Here is a 23,926-nt window from a genome sequence, read left to right as displayed (position 1 = left end):
CCTACGGTCGCCCGGTCGGCCGTAGTGTCGACGCATGGCCACCCGTGCAGGTCGAGGATGACGAGCGGTCCGGGGCGCCCCCTTCGCGTCCGGGCGGAGGGCTCGGCGGCCGTCGACGAGGTGTGGCGCAGGTACACGACGCCCGCCCTGTGGGCCGGCTGGGCACCGCAGATCCGGGGCGTCGACCACCCGCCCGGACGCATCACCGCCGATGGCGAAGGGGTCGTGCGCGGCCCGCTCGGGCTCCGCGTCCCCTTCGTCGTGGAGGCGGTCGACGACGAGGCGCTGCGCTGGGTCTGGACGCCCGGGCCGGCCCCGCTCCGGGTGCGGATGCGCCACGGCGTCGACGCAGGGCGAAGGGGGAGCAGCGCGTGGGTCGAGATCGCGGCGCCGCGGCCGCTCGCGCTCGCCTACGCGCCGATCGCGCGGATGGCGCTGCGACGACTCGTCGCCGAGGAGCCGTCACCGCCGGCCGCATAGGGTCGACGGGTGATCGAGCGACTGACCTGCTTCTGCGGTTCCACCCCCGGCAACGACCCCAGGTGGGTCGAGCTGGCGCACGCGGTCGGGTCCGACCTCGCTGGGCGCGGCATCGGCGTGGTCTACGGCGCGGGCGGGTCCGGCCTCATGGGCGCGCTCGCGCAGGGTGCGCTCGACGCAGGGGGAGAGGTCATCGGTGTGATCCCCTCCTTCATGGTGGAGCGCGAGTGGGGCCGCGACGACCTCACCGAGGTGCACGTCGTCGAGACCATGCACGAGCGCAAGGCGCTCATGGCGGACCTGACGAGCGCCTTCCTCGCGCTGCCCGGCGGGATGGGCACGCTCGAGGAGATCTTCGAGGTGTGGACCTGGCGGCAGATCGGTCTGCTCGACAAGCCGGTGGGCTTCCTCGATGTCGACGGCTTCTGGACGCCGCTGCTGGACTCCCTCCGCGGCATCTCGCAGGCCGGCTTCATGTCGCCGGCGAGCCTGGACGACATCGTCGTGGCGACCGACCTGGACTCCGCCCTCGAGGGGCTGGAGGCCCGCGGGGTCGGGACCCGGGTGCTCCGGTCGCTCACCTGAGCGCTCCGAGTAGCGTTGGCCCCATGACTGAGATGCGCGCGGAGAAGGACAGCATGGGCACCATCGAGGTGGCCGCGGACAAGTACTGGGGGGCGCAGACGCAGCGTTCGCTGGGCAACTTCGACATCGGTCGGGACACCTTCGTGTGGGGCCGCTCGATGATCCGCGCCCTGGGTGTCCTGAAGAAGTCGGCCGCCCTGGCCAACGCCGAGCTCGGCGAGCTCCCGCAGGACGTCGCGGACCTCGTCACCCGGGCCGCCGACGAGGTCATCGCCGGTGACCTCGACGCGCACTTCCCGCTCGTCGTCTTCCAGACCGGCTCGGGCACGCAGTCCAACATGAACTCCAACGAGGTCATCTCCAACCGTGGCATCGAGATGGCCGGCGGCGAGATGGGATCCAAGACCCCGGTCCACCCCAACGACCACGTCAACCGCGGCCAGTCGAGCAACGACACCTTCCCGACCGCGATGCACATCGCGATCGTCCTCGACCTCGCCGAGCGCCTCTACCCCTCCGTCACGCAGCTGCGGGAGACCTTCGCCGCCAAGGCCACGCAGTACGCCGACGTCGTCATGGTCGGGCGCACCCACCTGCAGGACGCCACCCCGGTCACCCTCGGCCAGGTCATCGACGGCTGGGTCGCGCAGATCGACTTCGCCCTCGACGCCGTCAGGCACGCCGACGAGCGGGCCCGCGAGCTGGCCATCGGCGGCACCGCGGTCGGCACCGGCCTGAACGCCCACCCGCAGTTCGGCGCGCTCTGCGCCGCCAAGATCGCGGCCGAGACCGGGCACGACTTCGTGCAGGCCCCCAACCTCTTCGCCGCGCTGTCCGCCCACGACGCGCTCGTCGAGGTGAGCGGCTCCCTGCGCACACTCGCCGGGGCCCTGATGAAGATCGCCAACGACGTGCGCTGGTACGCCTCCGGCCCCCGCAACGGCATCGGCGAGCTGGCCATCCCGGAGAACGAGCCGGGCTCCTCGATCATGCCGGGCAAGGTCAACCCGACCCAGGCCGAGGCGATGACGATGGTCGCCACGCGGGTCTTCGGCAACGACGCGACGGTCGGCTTCGCGGGCAGCCAGGGCAACTTCCAGCTCAACGTCTACAAGCCGGTCATGGCCCACGCGGTCCTCGAGTCGATCCGGATCATCTCCGACGCGTGCGTCTCCTTCGACACCAACTGCGCCGTCGGCATCGAGCCGGTGACGGAGAAGATCGAGGAGAACCTCGCCCGCAACCTCATGCTCGTCACCGCCCTCAACCGCCACATCGGCTACGACAAGGCCGCGGCGATCGCCAAGAAGGCGCACAAGGAGGGCACGAGCCTGCGCGAGGCGGCACTCGCCTCCGGGGACATCTCCGGCGAGGACTTCGACGCCTGGGTGGTCCCGGCCGACATGACGCACCCGAGCGCCGGCTGACGCCCAGCCGGCAGCACGAAGGGGAGGGGAGACGCGTCGTCTCCCCTCCCCTTCGTCGTGGACGGGCCCAGACGTCCTGACCGATCGCACGCGGACGACGTGCGCCGCTGAGCACGACTTTCCCGGGGTTCGCAAGCGTTTTAAACTCTTGCAAACCCGAGGATTCTCGGGTCACCCGAGAATCGTGGGACACGTGGGGCGCCAGCTCAGAAGCCCTCGTCGGCCACCTCGGCGGCGGCGTCCGCCGGCGTCGCGTAGTCACCGAGCAGCTCGGCGAGGCGAAGGGGGCCGCGCGCCTCGTCGTGGCGCCCGGCCCGCTGGAGGGTGCGGCCGAGCAGCAGGTGCGCGTAGGCGTCGTCGGGGGCCTCGGTGAGGACCTGGCGGCAGGCGGACTCGGCCCGCCCGAGCTGCGCGGAGTGGAAGTAGGCGCGGGCGAGCAGCAGGTGCAGCTCGGCCGTGCCGTGGCCGATCGGGTCCGCGTCGCCACCGGCGCGCGCCGCGGCGAGGTCGATGAGGAAGTCCTCGAGCTCGCGAGCGGCATCGGTGTACCGGGCGGCATCGAAGGCGTGCTTCGCGCGCTCGTACCGCTCGAAGCCGTAGAGGGTGTCGTTGCGCGTCATCATGTGGTGCTCAACCCCGACGAGTCGAGAACCATTCCCATCACCTGGCGAAGTCGGCCAGCCACGCCGCGAGCTCGCGCGCGCACCCGTCGACCGCCGCCGACCAGTCGTGCGCGGTCTCGTCGGCGTTGTCGCTCACCATCTTCACGAGATGGACCGGGACGCCGAGCTCCTGGCAGGCGAGGGCGATCGCGTAGCCCTCCATGTCGACGAGGTGGGCCTGCTCGGCGAGCCGGTCGCGGACCGCGGGGTCGGTGACGAAGAGGTCCCCGCTCGCGAGCGTCGTAGGGTGAGCGGGGTCCAGCTCGAGCCGCTCCCGCGGGTCGAGGCCGAGCCGGCGGATCGGCTCGGCCGACAGGTCGTGGTTGAGCACCGTGCCGATCTCGTGGAGCCCGGTGACGTCCGGGCGCAGCGCACCGGCGGTCCCGATGTTGACGACGACGAGGTCTTCGCGGTGCGGGTGCTCGCAGACCGCACGGGTCACGGCGACCGCCGCGAGGCTCTTGCCGACGCCGGTGAGGAGGACCTCGACGTCCTCGGGGACGTGGGCGGCCTCGGCCGCGATCGCGGCGACGACGAGCAGGTGCATGGCGCCACGGTAACCGTCGTAGGGTGCCGGGCATGACCCCCTTCGCCCCGCACGCGCTGCTCACCGGCGCCCGGCTGCGACCCGACGCCCCGCCCGTCGACATCCGGATGGACGCAGGGCGGATCGTGGAGATCGGCGCCGGTCTCGCCGCCCGCGGCGCGGCCGTGCACGACGCCGGGGGAGCGCTGGTGATCCCGGGTCTGTGGGACGGTCACGTGCACTTCGGCCAGTGGGCCGCGATGGCGCGAAGGGTGGACGTCTCGGACACCGAGAGCCCGGACGAGGTCACCGCGAGGGTCGCGCGACACCTCGCGATCGAGCGTCCGGCGCCGGGCGCGGTCGTGCAGGGCTTCGGGTGGCGGGTAGCCGGCTGGGACCGGCTCCCGAGCACCGCGGAGCTGGACGCCGTCGTCGGCGACCGACCGGTCATCCTCATCAGCGGTGACTGCCACGCGGGCTGGCTGAGCAGCGCCGCCTTCCGCGCGCTCGGGCTGCCGGTGCGCGAGGGCCACCTCGACGAGGACGACTGGTTCCCCATCTACTCGCGCCTCGCGGACCTGCCGGAGGACCCGGCCGTCGTGCGCGCCAGCCTCGACGGCGCGATGCGAGCGGCCGCGGCGAAGGGGGTCGTCGGCGTCGCCGACATGGAGTTCGAGACCGGTCGCCTGGAGTGGCCGGCCCGCACGGCGGCGGGGCTCGACCTGCTGCGGGTGCGCACGTGCACGTACCCGGAGGGGCTCGACGACGCGATCGCCGCCGGTGCCCGCACCGGTGACGTCCTCGACGCCACCGGCCTGGTGACGATGGGTCCGCTCAAGGTCATCACGGACGGCTCCCTCAACACCCGCACCGCGTGGTGCTGCGAGCCCTTCGTCACCGACGACGACCTCGGCGACCCACGGGGCAAGCGCAATGTCGACCCCGAGGAGCTGACCGCGATGCTCACCCGGGCACATGCCCACGGCCTCGACGGAGCCGTGCACGCCATCGGCGACGCGGCCCTGCTCGACGCCCTCGACGCCTACGCCGCCAGCGGCGCGCGCGGCAGCATCGAGCACGCCCAGCTCGTGCGCATGGAGGCGCTCGGCCGCTTCGCCGAGCTCGGGATCGTCGCCAGCGTGCAGCCGGCCCACCTGCTCGACGACCGCGACTCGACGGAGGCCCTGTGGCCCGACCGGCTGGAGCGCTGCTTCGCCCTGCGGTCGATGGCGGATGCGGGGATCCCCCTTCGCCTGGGCTCGGACGCGCCCGTCGCGCCGCTCGACCCGTGGCTGGCCATGTCGGCCGCCGTCCACCGCAGCGCCGACGAGCGCGAGCCCTGGGCGCCCGAGCAGGCGATCACCCCGCGCGAGGCCCTGCTCGCCTCGACGGACGGAGTGGCCGCGCCGGCAGTCGGGGGCCCGGCCGACCTCGCGCTCGTCGACGACGGCGCCCGCCCCGCCGGCCTGTCCGGCACCGCCGAGCAGGCCGCGCTGCTGCGCACGACCCGGGTCCTCGCGACCTTCGTCGCCGGGCGCCTGACCCACTCCGCCTGATCCGGCGGCGCCCGCCCTGCCCCGAGACGCTGCATTCCCCTAGGGCAATGCAGACGAGCGGTCGCCGACCTGCGCATTGCCCTAGGGGAATGCGGGGGACCGGGCTGCCACCATGGGGGCATGGCCGAGACCGAGCTGACCGAGGTCGTCGACTTCCTCGCGCAGCACGCCCCCTTCGACGCGCTGCCGGACCGGGTGCGCCGGGACCTCGCGCGCCGCCTGCGGGTCCGCTACCACCGCCGCGGCAGCCACCTGATCAGCGTGGGGCGGGACAGCGACGAGCTCATCATCATCCGCTCGGGAGCCGTCGAGACCCGCGACGCGGAGGGACGGCTCGTCAGCCGCGGCGCCGAGGGGTGGGCCAGCGGCTCGACGACCCTCGTGGGCAGCAACCCGTCGCGCTTCGACGTCGTCGCCATCGAGGACACGCTCGGCCTGCACATGCCGGCGGAGGTCTTCCACGAGCTGCGCCGTGAGCAGCCGCGCTTCGCCGACCACTTCGAGGTGCAGCGGGCGGGCCTGCTGCGCGCAGCGGCCACGGCGGTCGCGACGAGCCGGCACGGCGAGGCGATCATGCGCACCTCCGCCCGTGACCTGGTCCACCGCGCCCCCATCACCGTCGGGTCGGGGACAGGCATCGCGCAGGCGGCGGTCGTCATGACGGACGAAGGGGTCTCCAGCCTCCTCGTCGTCGACGACGACGTGCTCGTCGGCATCCTCACCGACCGGGACCTGCGGCGCCGGGTGGTCGCCGCCGGGGTCGACCCGGCCCGTCCGGTGCGCGAGGTGATGACGCGCGAGCCGATCGTCGCGCCCGTCGACGCCCCGGCGCTGGAGATGCTCCTGACGATGACGCGGGCCAATGTCCACCACCTGCCGGTCGTCGAGGGGCGCCGCCCGGTCGGCGTGGTCACCGCCACCGACCTCATGCGGCTCGAGCGCGCCAACGCCGTCCACATCGTCGGCGAGGTGACCAAGCAGCCCGACGTCGACGGGGTCGTCGCGATCGCTGCCCGCACACCGAGGCTCGTGCAGCAGCTGCTCGAGCAGGACGTGAGCGCCGACGGCATCACCCGGGTCGTCACCTCGGTCGGCGACGCGGTGGAGCGCCGCCTCATCGCCCTCGCCCACGAGGACCTCGCCTCCCGTGGGCTCGGCCCCGCGCCCCGGATGTGCTGGATGGTCCTCGGCTCCCGCGCCCGGCACGAGCAGGCCCTCGGCAGCGACCAGGACCACGCGGTGATCATCGCCGACGACGCCCCGGAGGGTGCCGAGGAGTACGTCGCCGCCCTGGCCGCGCAGGTGGTGGCGGGGCTCGAGGCGGCCGGGCACCCGCGCTGCCCCGGTGACGTCATGGCGACGAACCCCCGCTGGCACCAACGACTCTCGGGCTGGCGCGCCGAGTTCCGCCAGTGGCTCGACGAGCCGGTCCCCGATGCCGTGCTCGGCGCCAGCATCTTCTTCGACTCCCGACCGCTGGCCGGCGACCACGAGCTGCACGCCCGCCTCGTCGAGGGGGTCGCCGCCCGGGTGCCGCAGGCCCGCAACCTCCTCGCGCACCTGGCCGCCCAGGCCGTGGCCAACGAACCCCCGCTCGGGTTCTTCCGCGGCTTCGTCCTCGCCCGCAGCGGGGAGCACAAGGACATGCTCGACCTCAAGCGCGGCGGCGTCGGGGCGATCGTCGACCTCGCCCGCGTCCACGCGCTGGGCTCGGGCCTGACCGTCGTCAACACCCGCGCCCGGCTGCGCGCCGTGGCCGGGCCCGGCGGGCTCTCCCCGGAGACGGCGGAGGGCCTCGTCGACGCGCTCGAGTTCATCTCGCACGTGCGTCTGGCCCACCAGTCCCGAAGGGAGGTCGCCGGGCTCCCCCCGACGTCCTGGCTCTCCCCGGACGAGCTGACGACCTTCGAGCGCCGCGCGCTGCGCGAGGCCTTCCACATCGTCCGCGAGGCCCAGCGGGGCCTGGCGCAGCGTCACCCCGGGCAGCACCTCGCATGATCCGGTGGCGTGACCCGGGCGGCGGCTCGGCCCGGCGGCGCGAGGCCGCCGCGCGCCGGGCCCCGGCCGGCCCGCTGCGGGACCACCTGGCGGTGCCACCCCCTTCGCCCGACACCCCGGTGGCCGAGCTGCCCCTGCTCGCCCTCGACCTGGAGACGACCGGCCTGGACGCCGGCAGCGACCGGATCGTCGCGATGGCCTGGGTGCCGGTCGACGGGCCGGCCGTCGACCTCGGGGGAGCGCGGCGTCTCGTCGTGGCTGCGGACGCCGGCGTCGGGGAGTCGGCGACCGTGCACGGCCTGACGGACGACGCGGTCGCAGCCGGCCAACCGGAGGCCGACGCGCTCACCGAGCTGCTCGCCGCGCTCACCGGACGGGTCCTGCTCGCCCACCACGCCTCCATCGAGACCACCTTCCTCGCCGCTGCCTGCGACCGGGTCTTCGCGGCGCCCTTTGCCGCGACGTGCGTCGACACCCTGGACCTGCAGCGCCGGGTCCTCGCGGGGGCACTCGGCACCGGCCCCGAGCCCCGGGCGGGCGAGCTGCGGCTCCAGACCTCGCGGGAGCGTTTCGGCCTGCCCCGCTACCGCCCCCACGACCCGCTCGCCGACGCCCTGGGCTGCGCCGAGCTGTACCTCGCCCAGGTGGCCGAGCTCGCCGAGCGGGTGCGCAGACCCTTGACGCTCAAGACGATCCGAGCCCGCTGAGGGTCCGCGGGCACCCGCGACGACGACCCCGGTCGGCCGTCGCCAAAAAAACTTCCGGTGGGGTGCATCCCTGCGAGGGGGGTGGGGCGAAGTAAGGGCAGGACGCAAAGCAGCGTCTCCCCACCGAGACCAGGAGCACCCTCATGCGACTCACCCGACCGCTCGCCATCGCCGCACTGTCCACGGGCTTCGTCACCGCCCTGAGCGCCCCGGCCTTCGCCGCCGACGGCGACGCCACCGTGAGCATCCTGCACGGGGTGCCGGGCGCCACGGTGGACGTCTACGCCAACGGCGACGTCCTGCTCGAGGGCTTCGAGCCCGGCACGATCACCGACCCCATGCCCCTGCCCGCGGGGGAGTACGACCTCAAGGTCACCGCGGCCGGTGCCGGCGCCGACGGCGACGCCGTCATCCAGGCCGACGACGTCGCGGTCGAGGCCGGGACCAACATCACCGTCGCGGCCCACCTGGACGCCGACGGCACCCCTGTCCTCACCCCCTTCGCCAACGACGTGTCCGCCACCGAGCCCGGGCAGGCCCGCCTGACCGTCCGGCACACCGCCGCGGCCCCGGCGGTCGACGTCCGCGCCAACGGTGAGGTCGCCTTCGCCGACGTGACGAACCCCAAGGAGGGCACGACCGACCTCGCGGCCGGGACCGTCTCGGCCGACGTGGTCCTCGCCGGCACCGACGACGTCGTCATCGGCCCGGCCGACGTCACGCTCAAGGAGGGCACCAACACGATCGTGTACGCGTGGGGCTCCGCTGAGGACGACAACCTGGACCTCGCCGTCCAGGAGGTCTCCGGGCTGCACAGCTCGCCCGACGGCGTCCCGAGCGGCACCGGCGGTCAGTCCGACACCGGCTCCTACGCGAGCATCGGTGCCGCCGGCGCCGCTGCCGTGCTGGCCGGTGGGACCGCGCTGATCCTGACCCGTCGCCGGGCCACCGTCCGCGACTGAGATGGCTCCTCGCACGGGTCCCGGCAGGAGGAGAGCCGTCGTGGTCGTCATGACCGCCGCGCTCGCAGGCGGCGTCGGCTACGGCGTCACCGACGGACTCTCCTCCCCGTCGCGACTCACCGACCCCGCCGACACCCGGGAGGCGCTCGCGCCCACCGCGTCGGCGGGGTCGGCCGCCCGCTCGTCAGGGGCGACCACCCCGTCGCCTGGCCCGGCCGTCGCGTCGACCCCATCGGCGACCGGACCCCGGACGAGGCCGGCGACCCCCGCCGCGCCTGCCCCCGCGCCGTCCCCGCCCACGCGCCTGGCGATCCCCTCGCTGGGCGCCACCCTGCCGGTGCGACCGGTGGGGGTGGACGAGGCCGGGGCGATGGCCATACCCGAGGACCCCGGGACCGCGGGGTGGTACCGCTTCGGTGCCGGGCCGACGTCGACGACCGGGGCGAGCGTGATCTCCGCGCACACCGACACCGCCGACGAGGTCGGGCCCCTGTCCCGCCTCGACGAGGTGCGACGGGGCGACCGGGTCACCGTCACCGTGGGCGACGAGGAGCTGCAGTACGAGGTCCGCCGCGTGGACCACCACTCGAAGGAGGCCCTGGATGTCGACGTCCTCTTCGCCCGTACCGGCCCGGCCCGCCTCCACATCGTCACCTGCGGCGGTGAGTTCGACCCGCGGACCCGCAGCTACGAGGACAACGTCGTCGCGGTCGCGACACCGGTCGGGCCGGCGACCCCGACCTATAGTGAGTCGCGTGACGGGTGACCCCCTGCAGGCGGCGACCAGCGAGGACCTCATGCGCCGCCTCGTCGAGGGCGACGAGGACGCACTGGCCGAGGCGTACCAGCGCTTCGGTGCCCTCGTGCACACGATCGCCGTGCGCTCGGTCGGTGAGCACCACGAGGCCGAGGACATCACCCAGCAGGTCTTCGTCGCGCTGTGGAAGGCCCGCTCGTCACTCACGCCGGGCGCCGGGTCGCTCGGCGGGTGGCTGGCCACCGTGACGCGTCGGCGCTGCGCGGACCACCACGCGGCGCGAGCGCGTCGCACCCGCGACGAGCAGGCATTCACGAGAGAGGGTGGGCTGCCCGTGTCCCCTCCCGCCGACGTGGCGGAGCAGGTCTACCTGGCCGACGTGCTGGAGTCCCTGGGGGACCCCCGCGCCACGATCATCCGGATGGCGGTCATCGAGGACCGTCGCCAGGAGGACATCGCCGCAGCACTCCAGCTGCCGCTCGGGACCGTCAAGAGCCATGTCAGGAGAGGTCTGTTGCACCTGCGCAAGCACCTCGAGGAGGTGAGCCCGTGACCCGCCTCGAGCCCGTCCCCGACGGCCACCTCGGTGAGGGCCGGCTGGTCGACATCGCCCTGGGGGAGCCCGTCTCGGCCCCGGAGCAGCAGCACGTCGACGAGTGCGACGAGTGCCGCAGCGACCTCGACGCCCTCCGGCGGACCGTGGCCGTGACCCGCGACTCCGCGGGCACCGCCCTCGCCCCACCGCCGTCGAACGTCTGGTCCGGCATCCGCGCGGAGGCCTTCGACGAGGAGCGGGACGTGCCTGCGGTCGGCCGTGCCCGCCGGGGTGGTGCCCGCCGGCCCGCGCCGGCCTGGCTCGCCGCCGCGTGCGTCGCGGGTGTCCTCCTCGGGGTGGGCGGCACCGTGGTGGCCGACCGCCTGGGGCAACCCGAGCAGCGCACGATCGCGGCGGCCGAGCTCGACACCCTCGACACGGGTGAGCGTCGCGGGTCCGCGACCGTCGAGCAGCGGGACGGCCGCGTCTCGCTGCAGGTCTCCGCGAGCGATGTCTCCGTCCCCGATGGGTACGCGGAGGTGTGGCTCATCAACCGCGACGGCGAGCGCATGGTCTCCGTCGGCGTGCTCGACGCCGCCGAGGGGGTGGAGTCCTTCCCCATCACCCAGTCGCTGCTCGACGAGGGCTACGTGATCGTCGACATCTCCCACGAGGCCTTCGACGACCGTCCCGAGCACTCGGGCGACAGCCTCGTCCGCGGTCCGCTGGCCGAGGACGCCTGACCGCCGGGCAGGACGAAGGGGGTGGGCCGGGCGGCCCACCCCCTTCGCCGTCGTCGGACCGGGGTCAGTTGGCGACGTCGATCCGCACGCCGTAGTAGTTCGCTGCGTCGACGACCGGCTGGTAGAAGCTGTACGAGCCGGCCGCGTAGCCGCGGTTGTACCCGCACTCCACGCCGACCGGGCCGCCGGAGGTCATGCCCTGGGCGAGGTTGCCGACGCCGATGTACGCGCCCCCGGAGTCGCCGCCCTCGGTGCAGACGCTCGCCTCGGCGAGGCCGGAGACGATGGTGCCGCCGTAGTTGACGGTGCGGTTGTAGGCCTTGATCGTGCCGCAGGTCCAGCCCGTGGTGTTGCCGGCCTTGCAGATCTCGGAGCCGACGGCGTTCTTGCTCGCGCCCTGCACGGCGTAGTAGCCCGAGTGGCCGCGGCTGTCGACGTAGGGCTGGCCCACGTCCTCGGTGTCGATGTCCATCAGGCCCATGTCGACGCTGCTGTACCCCTCGCGGAAGCGGCTGTGCGTGCCGCTGCCGATGTGGGTGCCGTTGGCGTCGAGGACGGCGGGCAGGCCCTCGACGCAGTGGCCGGCGGTGAGCAGGACGTTGTTGCCGCTGGAGGTCCTGCCCGGGTAGCCCAGGCTGCAGTTGGTGCCGGGGGACAGGTCCATGATCCGGCCCGGCACGACATCGGCCTGGGTGCTCAGCGCGTCGGCGGTGGTGACGGTGACCCGGTCCATGGCGGCGATGCGTTGGCGCAGCGCGGTCGGCGCGTCCTCGGCGATGCGCACCTCGACGACGCCGCGCTGCAGGTTCGGGCCGACGGTGACGACGTGTCCCGACTGCGACCCGGCCCGCCTGAGCACGGTGGCCGCGACCCGGTCGAGGGCGCTCTGGCTCACGGTCGTGCTCGGGCGCAGCCCCGCGGCGCGCACCCTGGCGGCGTCCCGGGCGGTGCCCACGCCGACGACGAGCTGGGTCCCCTCGAACCATGCCCCGTCGGCGTCGACCCCCTTCGCCTCGAGCGAGCGAAGGGAGGCCTGCTTGCGCTCCTTCGTCGCGAGGTAGCTCCTGGCCTCGGCCTGCGTCCTGCCGTCGCGCTGCATGACGTACGACGTCATCGGGTCGGCCCGGTTGATCCCGTCGTCGGGCACGGGGGCCGCGGTCGCGGCCGGGGTGAGCATGACGCCGGCGCCGACGAGGGCTCCGGTGAGGGACAGGGTGCTGCGCAGTGTCATGGCGTCTCCTTGGTGTGGCCGGGGTGTCCGGCTCGGTGAGTCGAAGGTGCCGCCCCGGGGTGACCTGTGCCACGGGACCTGACCGAATCCGGAGCCGGGTGGCGGAATCCGAGGACGGCGCACGCCGGGTGCTGACCTCCCGCGGGGGACTTCGCGCCAGTCGCCCCGCGCAGTTCACCCGGATTTCACGGACCCGGTTTGCGCCCTCGGGGGCCATCCGCTAGATTGGAATCGTTCCAATCCACGGAGCGCTCAAGCGCGACGCGGGTCGGAGCCACTGACCCCGAGATGCACAGGAGCTCAACGCATGTCCCTCATCAACACCCAGATCAAGCCCTTCCAGGCCACCGGCTACATCAACGGTGAGTTCAAGGACTTCTCCGAGGCCGACATCGCCGGCAAGTGGGCGATCTTCTTCTTCTACCCGGCGGACTTCACCTTCGTCTGCCCGACCGAGCTCGAGGACCTGGCCGGCCAGTATGACGCCGAGCTCAAGGACCTGGGCGTCGAGGTCTTCTCCGTCTCGACCGACACGCACTTCACGCACAAGGCGTGGCACGAGACCTCCGAGGCCGTCGGCAAGGTCACCTACCCGATGCTCGGCGACCCGACCGCGACCATCTCGCGCAACTTCGACATCCTGCGTGAGGACGAGGGCCTGGCCAACCGTGGCACCTTCCTCGTCGACCCCGACGGCGTGATCCAGTTCCTCGAGATCACCGCCGAGGGCATCGGCCGCAACGCCGCCGAGCTCGTCCGCAAGGTCAAGGCCGCCCAGTACGTCCGCAACAACCCCGGTGAGGTCTGCCCGGCCAAGTGGGAAGAGGGCGCCGAGACCCTCGCCCCGAGCCTGGACCTCGTCGGCAAGATCTGATCGAGCCCTGACAGATCGCCGGGCTGTGCCCGGCACCGCATCCGGAAGGGGGGCGACGGCGCCCTGCCGTCGCCCCCCACCCTGCACCCGCGCACCACCTCGCGCCGCCCCCTTCGTCCCGACAGGAGTCGCTCCACACCATGGCCCTCGACCCGAACCTCGCCACCCAGCTCAAGGCCTACCTCGAGAACCTCCGCGAGCCGATCGAGCTCGTCGCCTCCCTCGACGACGGGGCCAAGTCCGCCGAGCTCGACGCACTGCTCGTCGAGATCGAGGGCATGAGCGCGCAGATCACCCGCCGCGTGGCCGAAGGGGGCGAGCGCGACGAGCGCGTCCCCTCCTTCGCGATCACCCGGGTGTCCGACCCGAGCGTCTCCGTCCGCTTCGCCGGCATCCCGATGGGCCACGAGTTCACCTCCCTCGTCCTCGCGCTGCTGCAGGTCGGTGGCCACCCGAGCAAGGCCTCGCAGGACCTCATCGACCAGGTCAAGGGACTGCAGGGTGCCCACCACTTCGAGACCTTCTTCTCCCTGAGCTGCCAGAACTGCCCGGACGTCGTCCAGGCCCTCAACCTCATGAGCGTGCTCAACCCGCAGATCACTCACACGGCCATCGACGGCGCGGTCTTCCCGACCGAGGCCGAGGAGCGCGGCGTGCTCGCGGTGCCCACCGTCTTCCACAACGGTGAGTCCTTCGGCTCCGGCCGCATGGAGCTGGCCGAGATCGTCGGCAAGGTCGACGAGCTCTCCGGTGGCGACTCCGCCGCCCGCGCCGCGGAGGAGCTCTCCGCCCGCGAGCCCTACGACGTCCTCGTCGTCGGCGGTGGCCCCGCCGGGGCCTCGGCGGCGATCTACGCGGCCCGCAAGGGGATCCGCACCGGCCTCGTCGCCGAGCGCTTCGGCGGCCAGGTCCTCGACACGATGGCGATCGAGAACCTCGTCTCCGTCCCCCACACCGAGGGTCCCAGGCTCGCTGCCGACCTCGAGCGCCACGTCACCGAGTACGACGTCGAGATGATCCGCAGCCAGGCGGCTGCCGGGCTGTCCGCCGGTGACGACGGCCTGACGGTCGTCGACCTGGCCAACGGCGCCACCCTCTCGGGCAGGACCGTCGTCCTCGCGACCGGCGCCCGCTGGCGCACGATGGGCGTCCCCGGCGAGGAGGAGTACCGCAACAAGGGCGTCACCTTCTGCCCGCACTGCGACGGCCCGCTCTTCAAGGGCAAGCGCATCGCCGTCATCGGCGGCGGCAACTCCGGCGTCGAAGCCGCGATCGACCTGGCCGGCGTCGTCGGCCACGTGACCCTCATCGAGTTCATGGACGAGATGCGCGCCGACGCGGTCCTGCAGCGCAAGCTGCGCTCGCTGCCCAACGTCGACGTCCGCCTCGGCACCAAGACGACCGAGGTCGTCGGTGACGGCGGCAAGGTGACCGGTCTGGTGCTCGAGCCGCGCGACGGCGGCCCGTCCGAGCAGCTCGCCCTCGAGGGCGTCTTCGTCCAGATCGGCCTGCTGCCCAACACCGAGTGGCTCGGTGACGCGGTCGAGCTGTCCGAGCGCGGCGAGATCGTCATCGACGGCGTCGGCCGGACCAGCCTGCCCGGCGTCTTCGCCGCAGGGGACTGCACGGTCGAGCCCTACAAGCAGATCGTCACCGCCCTGGGTGCCGGCTCGACGGCGTCGCTGAGCGCCTTCGACCACCTCATCCGCACGAGCGCCCCCGACGAGGAGTCGGCGATCGCGGCGACCAAGGCGGCCGACGGCCCCCTCGAGGCCGGCGACCAGATCGACGTGCCGGACTCGGTCGGCGCGAGCGCCTGAGCCGACCCACACCACGAGGAGACAGCATGACTGAGCAGATCGACCTCTCGGACCACGGCCCCGCCCCCTATGTCGTCGACATCGAGTCGGCCACGCTGCAGAACTCGAACTACCGCTCCACGCTGTGGACCGGCAACCACGTGCAGCTGACCGTCATGGCGATCGCCCCCGGCGACGACATCGGCCTGGAGGTGCACGACGACCACGACCAGTTCCTGCGGGTCGAGGAGGGTCGCGGCCGGGTCCAGATGGGCCCTGCCGAGGACGACCTCTCCTTCGACCGCGAGGTCGGCGACGACGACATCATCATGGTCCCGGCCGGCCAGTGGCACAACGTCACCAACATCGGTGACGAGCCCCTCAAGGTCTACTCGCTCTACGGTCCGCCCGAGCACGTGCGGGGCACCGTCCACGCGACCAAGGCCGACCAGGAGGCCGACCCGCACGAGCACTGAGCTCTACGGGACCGATGACGAAGGGCGGGACGCACGCAGGTGCGTCCCGCCCTTCGCCGTCCTCTGGCGTCGCAGGTGACCGACGAGTAACCTGCGTCCATGCACAGCACCGTCGAGTACTCGCGCCTCGAGGGCGTGGGCGAGCCCGTCGTCCTCGTCCACGGCATCGGCCACCGGCGTGAGGCGTGGGGTGAGGTGCCGCGCCTCCTCGCCGACCGCGGCCACGACGTCTACGTCGTCGACCTGCCCGGCCATGGCTCCTCCCCGGTGCCCGCCGCGCCGGACGGCTACTCCATGCGCAGCCAGGCCGAGCAGCTCGAGCGGCTCTTCGCCGGTCTCGGCCTCGATCGTCCGCACGTCGTCGGCAACTCCCTCGGGGGTGCCCTGTCGCTCGAGCTGGCCCACCGTGGGAGCGTGCGCTCGGCGACCGTCCTCTCGCCGGCCGGGTTCTTCCCGCCCCTGCACCTGGCCAATGTCGCCGCCAACCTCCTCTTCATGAAGCTCGGGAGCCACCTGCCCGAGGCCGTGCACCGCAGGCTCCTCGCCCACGCGTGGTTCCGCAGGATCGCCTTCCGCTCGCTGTACACGCACCCGGAGCGGGTCTCCCTCGAGGACGCCGTCGGTGACACGCTCAACCTGCGCCGCGCCAGGGGCTTCTGGCCGAACTTCGTCCGGGGGGTCCTGCTGCGGTTCGACCAGGACGTCACGGTCCCGACGACCGTCGCCTGGGGCGACACCGACCGGCTGCTCCTGCCGAGCGAGGCGCTGGTCGCGCGCCGTCGACTGCCCGCGGCGACGCACGTGACGCTGCCCGACTGCGGCCACTGCCCGCAGGTCGACCACCCGGACCTCGTCGCCGACGTCGTCCTGGCGACGATCTCCCGGACCGGCGAGCGCGCCACGGCCTGACGCGGACCCGGCCGCTCAGCGCACGCGGACGATGCCGTGCGCGCCCCGCTCGGCGTCGGTCATCACGTGGTTGACGAAGGGGTAGTGGCCGGCCTCGGGGAAGGTCAGCTCGACGAACCCGCCCTGGGCCGGGAGCAGGGGCAGGACCTGTGATCCCGCGGCCGGTCCGCCGACCTCGTCGGGTCCACCGACGCGGTAGGCCCCCTCCTCCCAGACGGTGTCGAACTGGCCGCCGACGACGTGGAAGGAGAGCGGCCCGTCCGGCCCCGCGTCGAGGACCCAGAAGCGCACGCGCTCGCCGACACGGGCGGTGAGCGGGTCGGCGTCGTACTGGAAGGCGCGCCCGTTGAAGGCGGTCGCGAACGGGTCCGTGCTCGTGTCCTCGCCCGCGTGGAGCTCGGACGCGGTGACCACGTACGAGCGGCCGACCTCGGGCAGGTCGGGCGGCTCGATGACCACCGCGCCGAACATGCCCTGAGCGATGTGCGTCGACATCGGCATCGTCGAGCAGTGGTACATCCAGATCCCGGCGCGTTCGGCGGTGAAGGTGTACGTCAGCCGTTGGCCCGGTCCGATGGTGCGCATCGGCCGGTCGGGAGCCAGGGCGCCGGCGTGGAAGTCGATCGAGTGCCCGATGCTCCCGTCGTTGACGAGGGTGACGACGAAGCGGTCACCGACCCGTCCGTGCAGCGTGGGGCCGGGCGCGCTGCCGCCGAAGGTCCACCGGGTGCGCGTGACGCCGGGCGCGACCTCGACCTCCTGCTCCTGCACCCGCAGGGTCACGCGGTGGGTGCGCGTCGCGGGCAACGGTGGGAGGGAGGCATCGTCGGCCTCGAAGCCCTCCGGCCACGTGGCTCCGGGCGTCAGGGCGAAGGGGGGTTTCGCCCCCGTGCTCGAGCCCGGGTCGGCGGTGGCGCCGGCGGTGGCGCCGTCGGGTGCGCCGGTCACCACGATGTCGAGGGTCATCCCCATCGCCCGGTGCCCGGTGACGGAGCACCACCCCTGCCGGTCGGCGCCGACGACGCCGACGTCGAGGGTGGCGGACTCCCCCTTCGCCAGGCGGGGGGTCTGCGTGTCGTCGTCGAGGTAGAGGTCGTGGACGGTGCTGCCGTCGGTGTTGGTGAGCGTGATGACGAGCCGGTCGCCCGCCGGCACCTCGACGCGGGAGGGGCTGAAGCGCATGTCGGCCCGGGCCTCCACGGCGACCTCGGTCGTGTGGCCGGTCGGGGCCACGGACGTCGCGGGCGCGGCGCTCACGCTGCCGCCCTCGAGGGCCGGCTGCACGGCCGGTCCGGCGGCCAGGGCGAGGGCCACGAGGGTCACGCCGGCCATGAGCTGGGTGCGGGGGAAGGGGGGCTCGAGCACCCGGGCGGCCTCGGCCCGGCCCTGCTCCAGCCCCGTCCGACGGTCCTCGGGGGTGGCGAGCGCGGCCTCCCGGCGGGCGGCGACGAGGCGCTTGATCGTGCTGAGCAGGATCGAGATGTTGGCCGCTAGCCCGACGAGCACGAGCGTCGTGAGCACGACCCGCGTGCCGGCCGGGACCGGCAGCAGTGCGAGCGCGAGGGGGACGTTGATGATGACGATGCGGGTCATGCCGATCCGGTCGAAGCCGGCGATGCCGATCCGCACGACCCGCGGTCCGCCACCGATGGCGGCGGTGACGAGGTGGCTCAGCGCGCCGGTGAGCACCTGCAGCGCGAAGCCCACGACGAGCACCGCCGCGACCCGTCCGTAGCCGGTGGCCATCGCCGGGAACCCGTCCGCCGTCGCCACCCGCCAGGCGATCATGGCGATGCCGACGAGGAACCAGGCGGCGCCGGCCATGACCGACCACGACGCGAAGTGGCGCGGGGGCTTCTGCCGGGCCGGCGCGACGAGCGAGCGGGCGTTCCACAGCAGCGCGGCGACATAACCGGCGATGCCCGCGAGGAGCAGCCACCGCCACCCGAGCAGGGCGCCGGTGCAGGCCAGGGCCAGCCCGACGACCAGGCCCGGGAGGGCCTGGCGGGCGCGGCGCTCGGCGGCGTCGTCCATGCGGGCGCGCAGGATCGTCGGCCACAGGGTGACGAGGGTGCCGGTGACCGTGATGCCGAGCCAGCCCAGGACGTTGACGAGGGAGTGGGCGAGGAGCAGGCGCGCATGCATGTCGTCGCCCTGGCCGCGGGCGAGCAGCACGCCGAGGGTCGCGCCGACCGGGAGGAAGGCCGCGGACGCGAGGTAGTGGTGCACGACGACGCGGAAGCGTCCGGGCAGCGCCCCGCGCAGCCGGCGCACGAGCTGCCAGGCGTGCCAGCAGACGGCCGAGCCGACGGCGCTCGCCCCGGCGAGGGTCAACCACCACCAGGTCGTCGGGACGCCGACGAGCACGGCGAGGACGCCGAGGTGCAGCAGGACGAGGCGCCTGTTCTGCGTGGCCCGCAGGTCGATGTCGGGGTGGTTCTTCAGCAGGGTCGTCGCGAAGTGCGTGCTCCACACCATCACCGAGTGGGTGAGGGCGCCGAGGGCGACCATGTGGACCATGAGCCAGGTCGCGTCGGGGACGAAGGGGTGGACGAGCGCCGTGAGCGCGGCGGCGACGAGCCACAGCACGCCGGGCCGGTCGCGCATCGCCCAGACCCCGCCCTGGCCTCGGGGCGGGGTGGCCGGTCGGCCCGTCACCGCGCTGCGAGGGGAGATGTCGGCGCGGCCGCGGCCGTGAGGGCGTCGACCTCGTCCCAGTCGTCACCGCGGAGGGTCGTGAGCGAGGCGGGGAAGAGACCGTCCTCCTCGCGCTCGATGTGCGAGCGCAGCTCGGTGTAGAAGCGGTCGGCGGCAGCGAGGTCACCGGCCCGGACCCGGGCCAGCAGCCCGTCGAGGCCGACGTGCTCGCTGCACAGGGCGTCGATGTACCCGGTGAAGTCCTCGTCGCGCCGCAGCACGGTGAACAGACCGGCCTCCTCAGCGCCCGTGTGCGGCGCGAGCATGGCCGCGACCTCGTCGACGAGCTCGACGACCTCGGCGGTGTCGCCCGCGGCCGCTGCCCGCCGCAGCAGACCGGTCGCGTTGATGAGCTCCTCGTGCTCGGCGGTGAAGCGCCCGATCATGTCGATCGACTGGCAGCCGCAGTAGGAGCACATGACGTCAGGACGCGGCGCGGGTGAGGCGCAGGGTCCAGGCGTCGGGACCCGGCACGAGGTACTCGACCGACCAGACGCCCGGCTCGAGACCCTCGACCTGGCGCAGCAGGGGCTGCGGGTCGTGCGGGGCGACGAGGTCGAGGGCGCCTCCCGGGCGGATCGCCGACAGGGCGCCGATGACCGTGGCGTGCCGGATCGAGCGCGGGATCGGGCGCACGTCGAGGGCCGGGATGTCCTCGGCCAGGGGGAGGTGGGTCTCGGTCATGGTGTGTCCCTTCGAGGGTGGCCGCGGTGCTGTTGTCCGCGCCTTGCCAATTTACTACATTGGATTCCGTGAATAACAACTCGCTCGGGCCGCGCCCGACGCCCCGGGCCGACCCCGACGACCTCGGTGCCGCCGCCCGGGTGCTCGAGGCGCTGCGCGGCGGTGACGGGCCGCTGCGCATCGGCGAGATCGCCGCTGCCGTGGGCTCCCACGACAACACCATCCGTGGGCACCTCGCGACGCTGCTCGAGCGGGAGCTCATCGAGGCGGTGCCCGCCCCGGCCCGAGGGCGCGGCCGACCGGCGCTCCTGTACTCAGCCCGCCCACGGCCGGGTGGTCGTGCCGGCGAGTACCGCGCCCTCGCCGGCGCGTTCGCTGCCGATCTCGTCGCGAGCGGTGGCGGCCCCCGGGTGCGGGCTCGGGCCCGCCGGATCGGGCGCGCCTGGGGTGAGCACCTCGCCACCGGGGCTGCGCAGGAGGGACCGCGCCCCGACCTCGACACCGCCCTGAGCGACCTCGGCTTCGGGCCGGAGCGGGACGGCGACCTCGTGAGGCTCACCACCTGCCCCCTGCTCGACCTGGCCGTCGCCAACCCGGACGTCATCTGCCAGGTGCACCTCGGCCTCGTCGACGGCATCGTCGACCGGCGCGAGGGCGACCCCGAGCCGCAGCTCACCCCCTTCGCCGAGCCGGGGGCCTGTCACCTGCGGACGCCCCGGGCGTAGCGTCGCGGCGGTGCGTCCGCGCCGGGACTGGCGTAGGTTACCCGTGAGGAACAACGCCGTGACGGAAGGTCGCCGATGACTGCTGCACCCGAGGACCGCGCCGAGCCGGGCCCCGCCCCCAGCGAGCTGCCGGAGCGCGTCGACGTCCTCGTCGTCGGCGCCGGCCTGTCGGGCATCGGCGCCGCCCACCGGATCCGCGAGGCCAACCCCGACGCCACCATGGCGATCCTCGAGGCCCGCGAGGCCACCGGCGGCACGTGGGACCTCTTCCGCTACCCGGGGGTCCGCTCGGACTCCGACATGTTCACCCTGTCCTTCCCCTTCCGTCCATGGCAGGGCCGCAGGGCGATCGCCGACGGCGGCGACATCCTCGACTACCTCCGCGACACCGCTCGCGCCTGTGGCCTCGACGCCCTGGTCCGCACCGGGCACCGCGTCGTCGCCGCGAGCTGGTCGACCGACGCCCAGGAGTGGGTGGTCGACGTCGAGACCCCGGCCGGCCACCGGCAGGTGCGGGCCGGGTTCATCCACCTCGGCAGCGGCTACTACGACTACCAGCGGGCGCACGACGCGGGCTTCGCGGGCGTCGAGGACTTCGCCGGGACCGTCGTCCACCCGCAGTTCTGGCCCGAGGGCCTCGACCACGCCGGCCAGCGCGTCGTCGTCATCGGCTCGGGCGCCACCGCCGTCACCGTCGTCCCCGCGATGGCGCGGACCGCCGCGCACGTGACGATGCTGCAGCGCACCCCGAGCTATGTCTTCGAGGTGCCGGGGGTCGACCCCTTCGTCCAGGCGCTGCGCACCCGGCTCGGCCCCGGCGCGGTCCAGGCCGTGGCCCGCGTCAAGAACCTCGGTATGCAGTACTTCCTCTACGGGCTCTCCCGGCGCCGGCCGGCGGCCGCCAACAAGCTCGTCCTCGGGCAGCTGCGGCGGCAGCTGCCGCAGGACGTCGTCGACGAGCACTTCACCCCGCCGTACGACGTGTGGGACCAGCGCCTATGCGCCGTCCCCGACGGCGACCTCTACGCCTCGATCCGCAGCGGTCGCGCGGACGTCGTCACCGGGCACATCGACCGCTTCGTCCCCGAGGGCGTGCGCTTGACCGACGGGCGCGTCGTCGAGGCCGACATCGTCGTGACGGCCACCGGCCTGCTGCTCAAGCTGCTCGGCGGCATCCGGTTCACCGTCGACGGCGAGCCGGTCGCGATGGAGCGGGCCTACGCCTACCGCGGCCTCATGCTCGCCGGCGTGCCCAACGTGACGATGACCGTCGGCTACGTCAACGCCTCGTGGACCCTGCGCGCCGACCTGGTGAGCCGGTACGTCGCCTCGCTCATCGCCCACATGCGCGACCGCGGGCTCGGCGTCGCCGTCCCCGTCGCTCCCGACGGCATGACCGCCGGGCCGATCCTCGACCTCACCGCGGGGTACGTCCAGCGCGTCGTCTCCGCCTTCCCCAAGGTCGGCGACCGGGCGCCGTGGACGATGCCGCAGAGCTACCTCAAGGACAAGATCGCCTTCGGCCGCGCCGATGTGACCGCGGACATGCACTTCGTGCCCGTCGGGGCGAAGGGGGCCCACCTCCCGCGGGGTGCGGCGGCGCCGGCCGTCCTGCCGCTGCCCGGGACGTCGAGCAATGTCGACGGCTCCCCGGGCGACGTGCGCGACGAGACCCTCGAGGTGCTGCGATGAAGCGGCCCGAGCTCGTCGTCGCCGGCGGCACCGCCGTCGTCACCGGCGCGGCCGGTGGGATGGGCGAGCACCTCGCCAAGGGCCTGGCCCGCCGCGGCGCGGACCTCGTCATCCTCGACCGGGACGCGGAGGGCCTGGACCGCGTCGCCGCCGAGATCGGGCGGGAGACCCCGGGAGCGGGGGTCACCCCCTTCGTCGTCGATCTCGCCGACCGCGCCGCCACGGACGCCGTCATCGAGCGGATCCGCACCGAGCACCCGGCCGTGACGATGCTCTTCAACAACGCGGGCGTCGCCGTCGGCGGCCGCTTCACGCAGGTGAGCGCCGCGGACTTCGACTGGCTGCTCGAGATCAACCTGCTCGCGCCGATCCGCCTCACCCGGGCGCTGCTGCCGGTGATGCTCGGCAACGGCCAGGGGCAGGTCGTCAACACCTCGAGCCTCTTCGGGCTGATCGGGCCACCCGGCCAGAGCGCCTACTGCACGAGCAAGTTCGGCCTGCGCGGGTTCTCCGAGTCGCTGCGCAGCGAGCTCGACGAGGAGGACCAGCCGGTCGGCGTCACCGTCGTGCACCCCGGCGGCATCAGGACGAACATCGCGGTCAACGCGCGGGTCGCCGAGGGCGTCGACCCGGGGGAGGCCGAGACCTACCGCAGGGCCTTCGACAAGATGCTCAGCCACCCCGCGGACCGGGCCGCCGAGGCCATCATCGAGGCCGCGATCGCGCGGCAGGGCCGGCTGCTCATCGGCAACGACGCCAAGGCGCTCGACAAGATCGCACGCGCCGTCCCCGCGCGGTACTGGTCGCTGATGGGCCGCGGGATGGCCCTCGCCACGAGGCGCGCCCGGTAACCGCGGCGCGGGTCTGTTTGGATGGGGGTCATGACGATGCCCCCCCAGCTCCAGGGCCGACTGCGCCTGCCCATCATCGCCGCGCCGATGTTCCTCGGCTCCGGCCTCGACCTCGTCATCGGCACCTGCCGCGCGGGTGTCATCGGGACCTTCCCCGCGCTCAACCTGCGCACGACGGAGGAGTTCGACGGCTGGTTGACGCAGATCGAGAGCGCGCTCGCCGAGCCGACGGACACCGGCCGCGAGCCCGCGCCGTACGGGGTGAACTTCGTCGTGCACCGCACCAACAAGCGCATCGAGGCCGACCTCGACAAGATCGTCGAGCACCGGGTGCCGCTCGTCATCACCAGTCTCGGCGCAGCCAAGGACGTCGTCGACGCGGTCCACTCCTACGGCGGTCTCGTCTTCCACGACGTCGTCAACGCTCCCTTCGCCGTCAAGGCGGCGCAGGCCGGCGTCGACGGGCTGATCCTCGTCTCGGCGGGCTCCGGTGGCCACTCGGGCGGGCTCAACCCCTTCGCCCTCATCGCCGAGGTGCGTCGGGTGTGGGACGGGCCGCTCATCCTCGGCGGCGCCCTGAGCTCCGGCCGCGACGTCCTCGCGGCGCAGGCCGCCGGTGCCGACCTGGCGTACATGGGCACGCGGTTCCTCGCGACGCAGGAGTCGGCCGTGTCCGAGGAGTACCGCCGGATGCTCGTCGACTCGGGCGCCGAGGAGATCGTCTACACCCCGTCGATCAGCACGATCCCGGCCAACTTCCTGCGCCGCAGCATCATCGGGGCCGGCCTCGACCCCGACGACCTGCCCGCGCCGGAGCGCATCGACGTCTCCCACGTGACCAACCCGCACACCGAGGAGGAACCGCGCAGCACCTCGTCGACGATCGCGCCCAAGGCGTGGCGCGACGTGTGGAGCGCGGGGCACTCCGTCGCGGGCATCGAGGACGTCCTGCCGGTGGCCGACCTCGTCGACCAGCTCGAGGCCGAGTACACGCAGGCGAAGGGGGAGCTCCTCGCCGTGCTCGGGGAGTGAGCCGGCGGGCCCTCCTGC

Annotated in this window: 24 protein-coding genes; 18 read left to right on the top strand and 6 right to left on the bottom strand. The window is 73.4% G+C overall.

What is annotated here, in order from left to right; all coding sequences use genetic code 11:
- The first annotated feature begins 57 nt into the window (after nucleotides 1-57).
- The 3 genes from V3C34_RS01145 to fumC are packed head-to-tail and all read left to right on the top strand — an operon-like array spanning nucleotide 58 to nucleotide 2,492.
- Nucleotides 58-480: an SRPBCC family protein gene (locus V3C34_RS01145; protein ID WP_346007830.1), complete on the top strand. Its 423-nt coding sequence runs from the start codon at nucleotides 58-60 to the stop codon at nucleotides 478-480.
- A 9-nt stretch (nucleotides 481-489) separates the two neighbouring features.
- Nucleotides 490-1,065: a TIGR00730 family Rossman fold protein gene (locus tag V3C34_RS01140; RefSeq protein ID WP_346007829.1), complete on the top strand. Its 576-nt coding sequence runs from the start codon at nucleotides 490-492 to the stop codon at nucleotides 1,063-1,065.
- Between the two features lie 23 nt (nucleotides 1,066-1,088).
- Nucleotides 1,089-2,492: a class II fumarate hydratase gene (fumC, locus tag V3C34_RS01135; RefSeq protein WP_068328298.1), complete on the top strand. Its 1,404-nt coding sequence runs from the start codon at nucleotides 1,089-1,091 to the stop codon at nucleotides 2,490-2,492.
- A 206-nt stretch (nucleotides 2,493-2,698) separates the two neighbouring features.
- Here fumC and V3C34_RS01130 read toward each other — a convergent pair whose 3' ends face one another.
- Both V3C34_RS01130 and V3C34_RS01125 read right to left on the bottom strand, forming a co-directional pair.
- Nucleotides 2,699-3,112: a tetratricopeptide repeat protein gene (locus V3C34_RS01130; RefSeq protein WP_245634852.1), complete on the bottom strand. Its 414-nt coding sequence runs from the start codon at nucleotides 3,110-3,112 to the stop codon at nucleotides 2,699-2,701.
- Nucleotides 3,113-3,152: 40 nt separating this feature from the next.
- Nucleotides 3,153-3,701 carry a nucleosidase gene (locus V3C34_RS01125; RefSeq protein WP_346007828.1) on the bottom strand — a complete coding sequence of 183 codons (549 nt, stop codon included), beginning with the start codon at nucleotides 3,699-3,701 and terminating at the stop codon, nucleotides 3,153-3,155.
- A 32-nt stretch (nucleotides 3,702-3,733) separates the two neighbouring features.
- On the opposite strand from V3C34_RS01125, the gene V3C34_RS01120 reads away from it, so the two are divergent.
- The 7 genes from V3C34_RS01120 (at nucleotide 3,734) to V3C34_RS01090 (ending at nucleotide 10,938) form a co-directional block, all read left to right on the top strand.
- Nucleotides 3,734-5,236: an amidohydrolase gene (locus V3C34_RS01120; protein ID WP_346007827.1), complete on the top strand. Its 1,503-nt coding sequence runs from the start codon at nucleotides 3,734-3,736 to the stop codon at nucleotides 5,234-5,236.
- 120 nt (nucleotides 5,237-5,356) lie between these two features.
- Nucleotides 5,357-7,234 (top strand): DUF294 nucleotidyltransferase-like domain-containing protein, encoded by a 1,878-nt coding sequence (locus V3C34_RS01115; protein WP_346007826.1) that lies wholly within the window; start codon nucleotides 5,357-5,359, stop codon nucleotides 7,232-7,234.
- Nucleotides 7,231-7,941 (top strand): exonuclease domain-containing protein, encoded by a 711-nt coding sequence (locus tag V3C34_RS01110; RefSeq protein ID WP_346007825.1) that lies wholly within the window; start codon nucleotides 7,231-7,233, stop codon nucleotides 7,939-7,941. The genes V3C34_RS01115 and V3C34_RS01110 overlap by 4 nt, the downstream gene beginning before the upstream one ends.
- Nucleotides 7,942-8,084: 143 nt before the next feature.
- Nucleotides 8,085-8,903, top strand: coding sequence for a DUF4397 domain-containing protein (locus tag V3C34_RS01105; protein ID WP_338539238.1), 819 nt, complete (start codon nucleotides 8,085-8,087; stop codon nucleotides 8,901-8,903).
- A 49-nt stretch (nucleotides 8,904-8,952) separates the two neighbouring features.
- Nucleotides 8,953-9,669, top strand: coding sequence for a class F sortase (locus V3C34_RS01100; RefSeq protein WP_346008542.1), 717 nt, complete (start codon nucleotides 8,953-8,955; stop codon nucleotides 9,667-9,669).
- Nucleotides 9,659-10,213, top strand: a complete 555-nt coding sequence (locus tag V3C34_RS01095) for an RNA polymerase sigma factor (RefSeq protein WP_338539239.1) — start codon at nucleotides 9,659-9,661, stop codon at nucleotides 10,211-10,213. The genes V3C34_RS01100 and V3C34_RS01095 overlap by 11 nt, the downstream gene beginning before the upstream one ends.
- Entirely contained in the window at nucleotides 10,210-10,938 is a 729-nt protein-coding gene (locus tag V3C34_RS01090) for an anti-sigma factor (protein ID WP_346007824.1), read from the top strand. Before V3C34_RS01095 ends, V3C34_RS01090 begins: the two co-directional genes overlap by 4 nt.
- A 64-nt stretch (nucleotides 10,939-11,002) precedes the next feature.
- Here the strand turns inward: V3C34_RS01090 and V3C34_RS01085 are convergent, their stop codons facing one another.
- Nucleotides 11,003-12,169, bottom strand: coding sequence for a S1 family peptidase (locus tag V3C34_RS01085; RefSeq protein WP_346007823.1), 1,167 nt, complete (start codon nucleotides 12,167-12,169; stop codon nucleotides 11,003-11,005).
- 307 nt (nucleotides 12,170-12,476) lie between these two features.
- Between V3C34_RS01085 and ahpC the strand changes: the two genes are divergently transcribed.
- From ahpC to V3C34_RS01065, 4 genes are all read left to right on the top strand, one after another.
- On the top strand, nucleotides 12,477-13,043 hold the full coding sequence (gene ahpC / locus V3C34_RS01080) for an alkyl hydroperoxide reductase subunit C (protein ID WP_068328331.1): 567 nt from the start codon (nucleotides 12,477-12,479) through the stop codon (nucleotides 13,041-13,043).
- A gap of 140 nt (nucleotides 13,044-13,183) precedes the next feature.
- On the top strand, nucleotides 13,184-14,863 hold the full coding sequence (gene ahpF, locus V3C34_RS01075) for an alkyl hydroperoxide reductase subunit F (RefSeq protein ID WP_346007822.1): 1,680 nt from the start codon (nucleotides 13,184-13,186) through the stop codon (nucleotides 14,861-14,863).
- A 26-nt stretch (nucleotides 14,864-14,889) separates the two neighbouring features.
- A complete protein-coding gene (locus tag V3C34_RS01070; protein WP_346007821.1) occupies nucleotides 14,890-15,318 on the top strand; it encodes a cupin domain-containing protein in 429 nt (142 codons plus the stop codon).
- Nucleotides 15,319-15,417: 99 nt separating this feature from the next.
- Nucleotides 15,418-16,227: an alpha/beta hydrolase gene (locus V3C34_RS01065; RefSeq protein WP_346007820.1), complete on the top strand. Its 810-nt coding sequence runs from the start codon at nucleotides 15,418-15,420 to the stop codon at nucleotides 16,225-16,227.
- 15 nt (nucleotides 16,228-16,242) lie between these two features.
- Here the strand turns inward: V3C34_RS01065 and V3C34_RS01060 are convergent, their stop codons facing one another.
- Genes V3C34_RS01060 through V3C34_RS01050 form a run of 3 tightly spaced genes read right to left on the bottom strand, consistent with a single transcriptional unit; the run spans nucleotide 16,243 to nucleotide 19,608 of the window.
- Nucleotides 16,243-18,834 (bottom strand): multicopper oxidase domain-containing protein, encoded by a 2,592-nt coding sequence (locus V3C34_RS01060; RefSeq protein WP_346007819.1) that lies wholly within the window; start codon nucleotides 18,832-18,834, stop codon nucleotides 16,243-16,245.
- A gap of 47 nt (nucleotides 18,835-18,881) precedes the next feature.
- Nucleotides 18,882-19,343 carry a hemerythrin domain-containing protein gene (locus V3C34_RS01055; protein WP_068426620.1) on the bottom strand — a complete coding sequence of 154 codons (462 nt, stop codon included), beginning with the start codon at nucleotides 19,341-19,343 and terminating at the stop codon, nucleotides 18,882-18,884.
- Nucleotides 19,344-19,347: 4 nt separating this feature from the next.
- Complete coding sequence (locus V3C34_RS01050; protein WP_068328347.1) at nucleotides 19,348-19,608, bottom strand: DUF2249 domain-containing protein; 261 nt, start codon at nucleotides 19,606-19,608, stop codon at nucleotides 19,348-19,350.
- Nucleotides 19,609-19,676: 68 nt separating this feature from the next.
- Here V3C34_RS01050 and V3C34_RS01045 point away from each other — a divergent pair, with 68 nt between their 5' ends.
- The 4 genes from V3C34_RS01045 to V3C34_RS01030 all read left to right on the top strand — a co-directional run bounded on the left by V3C34_RS01045 (nucleotide 19,677) and on the right by V3C34_RS01030 (nucleotide 23,908).
- A complete protein-coding gene (locus V3C34_RS01045) occupies nucleotides 19,677-20,333 on the top strand; it encodes a helix-turn-helix transcriptional regulator (RefSeq protein ID WP_068328352.1) in 657 nt (218 codons plus the stop codon).
- Between the two features lie 75 nt (nucleotides 20,334-20,408).
- The gene (locus V3C34_RS01040) at nucleotides 20,409-22,025 is read left to right on the top strand and encodes an NAD(P)/FAD-dependent oxidoreductase (protein ID WP_346007818.1); all 1,617 of its coding nucleotides are present in this window, start codon (nucleotides 20,409-20,411) and stop codon (nucleotides 22,023-22,025) included.
- Nucleotides 22,022-22,876, top strand: coding sequence for an SDR family NAD(P)-dependent oxidoreductase (locus tag V3C34_RS01035; RefSeq protein WP_346007817.1), 855 nt, complete (start codon nucleotides 22,022-22,024; stop codon nucleotides 22,874-22,876). The genes V3C34_RS01040 and V3C34_RS01035 overlap by 4 nt, the downstream gene beginning before the upstream one ends.
- Nucleotides 22,877-22,906: 30 nt before the next feature.
- Nucleotides 22,907-23,908 carry a nitronate monooxygenase gene (locus V3C34_RS01030; protein ID WP_346007816.1) on the top strand — a complete coding sequence of 334 codons (1,002 nt, stop codon included), beginning with the start codon at nucleotides 22,907-22,909 and terminating at the stop codon, nucleotides 23,906-23,908.
- Nucleotides 23,909-23,926: the final 18 nt, after the last annotated feature.

Source organism: Janibacter terrae (assembly GCF_039636765.1).
Lineage (GTDB): Bacteria > Actinomycetota > Actinomycetes > Actinomycetales > Dermatophilaceae > Janibacter > Janibacter terrae.
This window is presented reverse-complemented; position numbering and strand designations above follow the sequence as displayed.

What these genes read in the sequence shown, in the direction of transcription:
- V3C34_RS01040 (WP_346007818.1), top strand. Translation starts at nt 20,409, where the DNA reads ATGACTGCTGCACCCGAGGACCGCGCCGAGCCGGGCCCCGCCCCCAGC.
- ahpF (WP_346007822.1), top strand. Translation starts at nt 13,184, where the DNA reads ATGGCCCTCGACCCGAACCTCGCCACCCAGCTCAAGGCCTACCTCGAG.
- ahpC (WP_068328331.1), top strand. Translation starts at nt 12,477, where the DNA reads ATGTCCCTCATCAACACCCAGATCAAGCCCTTCCAGGCCACCGGCTAC.
- V3C34_RS01070 (WP_346007821.1), top strand. Translation starts at nt 14,890, where the DNA reads ATGACTGAGCAGATCGACCTCTCGGACCACGGCCCCGCCCCCTATGTC.
- fumC (WP_068328298.1), top strand. Translation starts at nt 1,089, where the DNA reads ATGACTGAGATGCGCGCGGAGAAGGACAGCATGGGCACCATCGAGGTG.
- V3C34_RS01130 (WP_245634852.1), bottom strand. Translation starts at nt 3,112, where the DNA reads ATGACGCGCAACGACACCCTCTACGGCTTCGAGCGGTACGAGCGCGCG.
- V3C34_RS01110 (WP_346007825.1), top strand. Translation starts at nt 7,231, where the DNA reads ATGATCCGGTGGCGTGACCCGGGCGGCGGCTCGGCCCGGCGGCGCGAG.
- V3C34_RS01055 (WP_068426620.1), bottom strand. Translation starts at nt 19,343, where the DNA reads ATGTGCTCCTACTGCGGCTGCCAGTCGATCGACATGATCGGGCGCTTC.
- V3C34_RS01065 (WP_346007820.1), top strand. Translation starts at nt 15,418, where the DNA reads ATGCACAGCACCGTCGAGTACTCGCGCCTCGAGGGCGTGGGCGAGCCC.
- V3C34_RS01115 (WP_346007826.1), top strand. Translation starts at nt 5,357, where the DNA reads ATGGCCGAGACCGAGCTGACCGAGGTCGTCGACTTCCTCGCGCAGCAC.
- V3C34_RS01145 (WP_346007830.1), top strand. Translation starts at nt 58, where the DNA reads ATGACGAGCGGTCCGGGGCGCCCCCTTCGCGTCCGGGCGGAGGGCTCG.
- V3C34_RS01125 (WP_346007828.1), bottom strand. Translation starts at nt 3,701, where the DNA reads ATGCACCTGCTCGTCGTCGCCGCGATCGCGGCCGAGGCCGCCCACGTC.
- V3C34_RS01030 (WP_346007816.1), top strand. Translation starts at nt 22,907, where the DNA reads ATGACGATGCCCCCCCAGCTCCAGGGCCGACTGCGCCTGCCCATCATC.
- V3C34_RS01035 (WP_346007817.1), top strand. Translation starts at nt 22,022, where the DNA reads ATGAAGCGGCCCGAGCTCGTCGTCGCCGGCGGCACCGCCGTCGTCACC.
- V3C34_RS01105 (WP_338539238.1), top strand. Translation starts at nt 8,085, where the DNA reads ATGCGACTCACCCGACCGCTCGCCATCGCCGCACTGTCCACGGGCTTC.
- V3C34_RS01085 (WP_346007823.1), bottom strand. Translation starts at nt 12,169, where the DNA reads ATGACACTGCGCAGCACCCTGTCCCTCACCGGAGCCCTCGTCGGCGCC.
- V3C34_RS01060 (WP_346007819.1), bottom strand. Translation starts at nt 18,834, where the DNA reads ATGCGCGACCGGCCCGGCGTGCTGTGGCTCGTCGCCGCCGCGCTCACG.
- V3C34_RS01050 (WP_068328347.1), bottom strand. Translation starts at nt 19,608, where the DNA reads ATGACCGAGACCCACCTCCCCCTGGCCGAGGACATCCCGGCCCTCGAC.
- V3C34_RS01120 (WP_346007827.1), top strand. Translation starts at nt 3,734, where the DNA reads ATGACCCCCTTCGCCCCGCACGCGCTGCTCACCGGCGCCCGGCTGCGA.
- V3C34_RS01100 (WP_346008542.1), top strand. Translation starts at nt 8,953, where the DNA reads ATGACCGCCGCGCTCGCAGGCGGCGTCGGCTACGGCGTCACCGACGGA.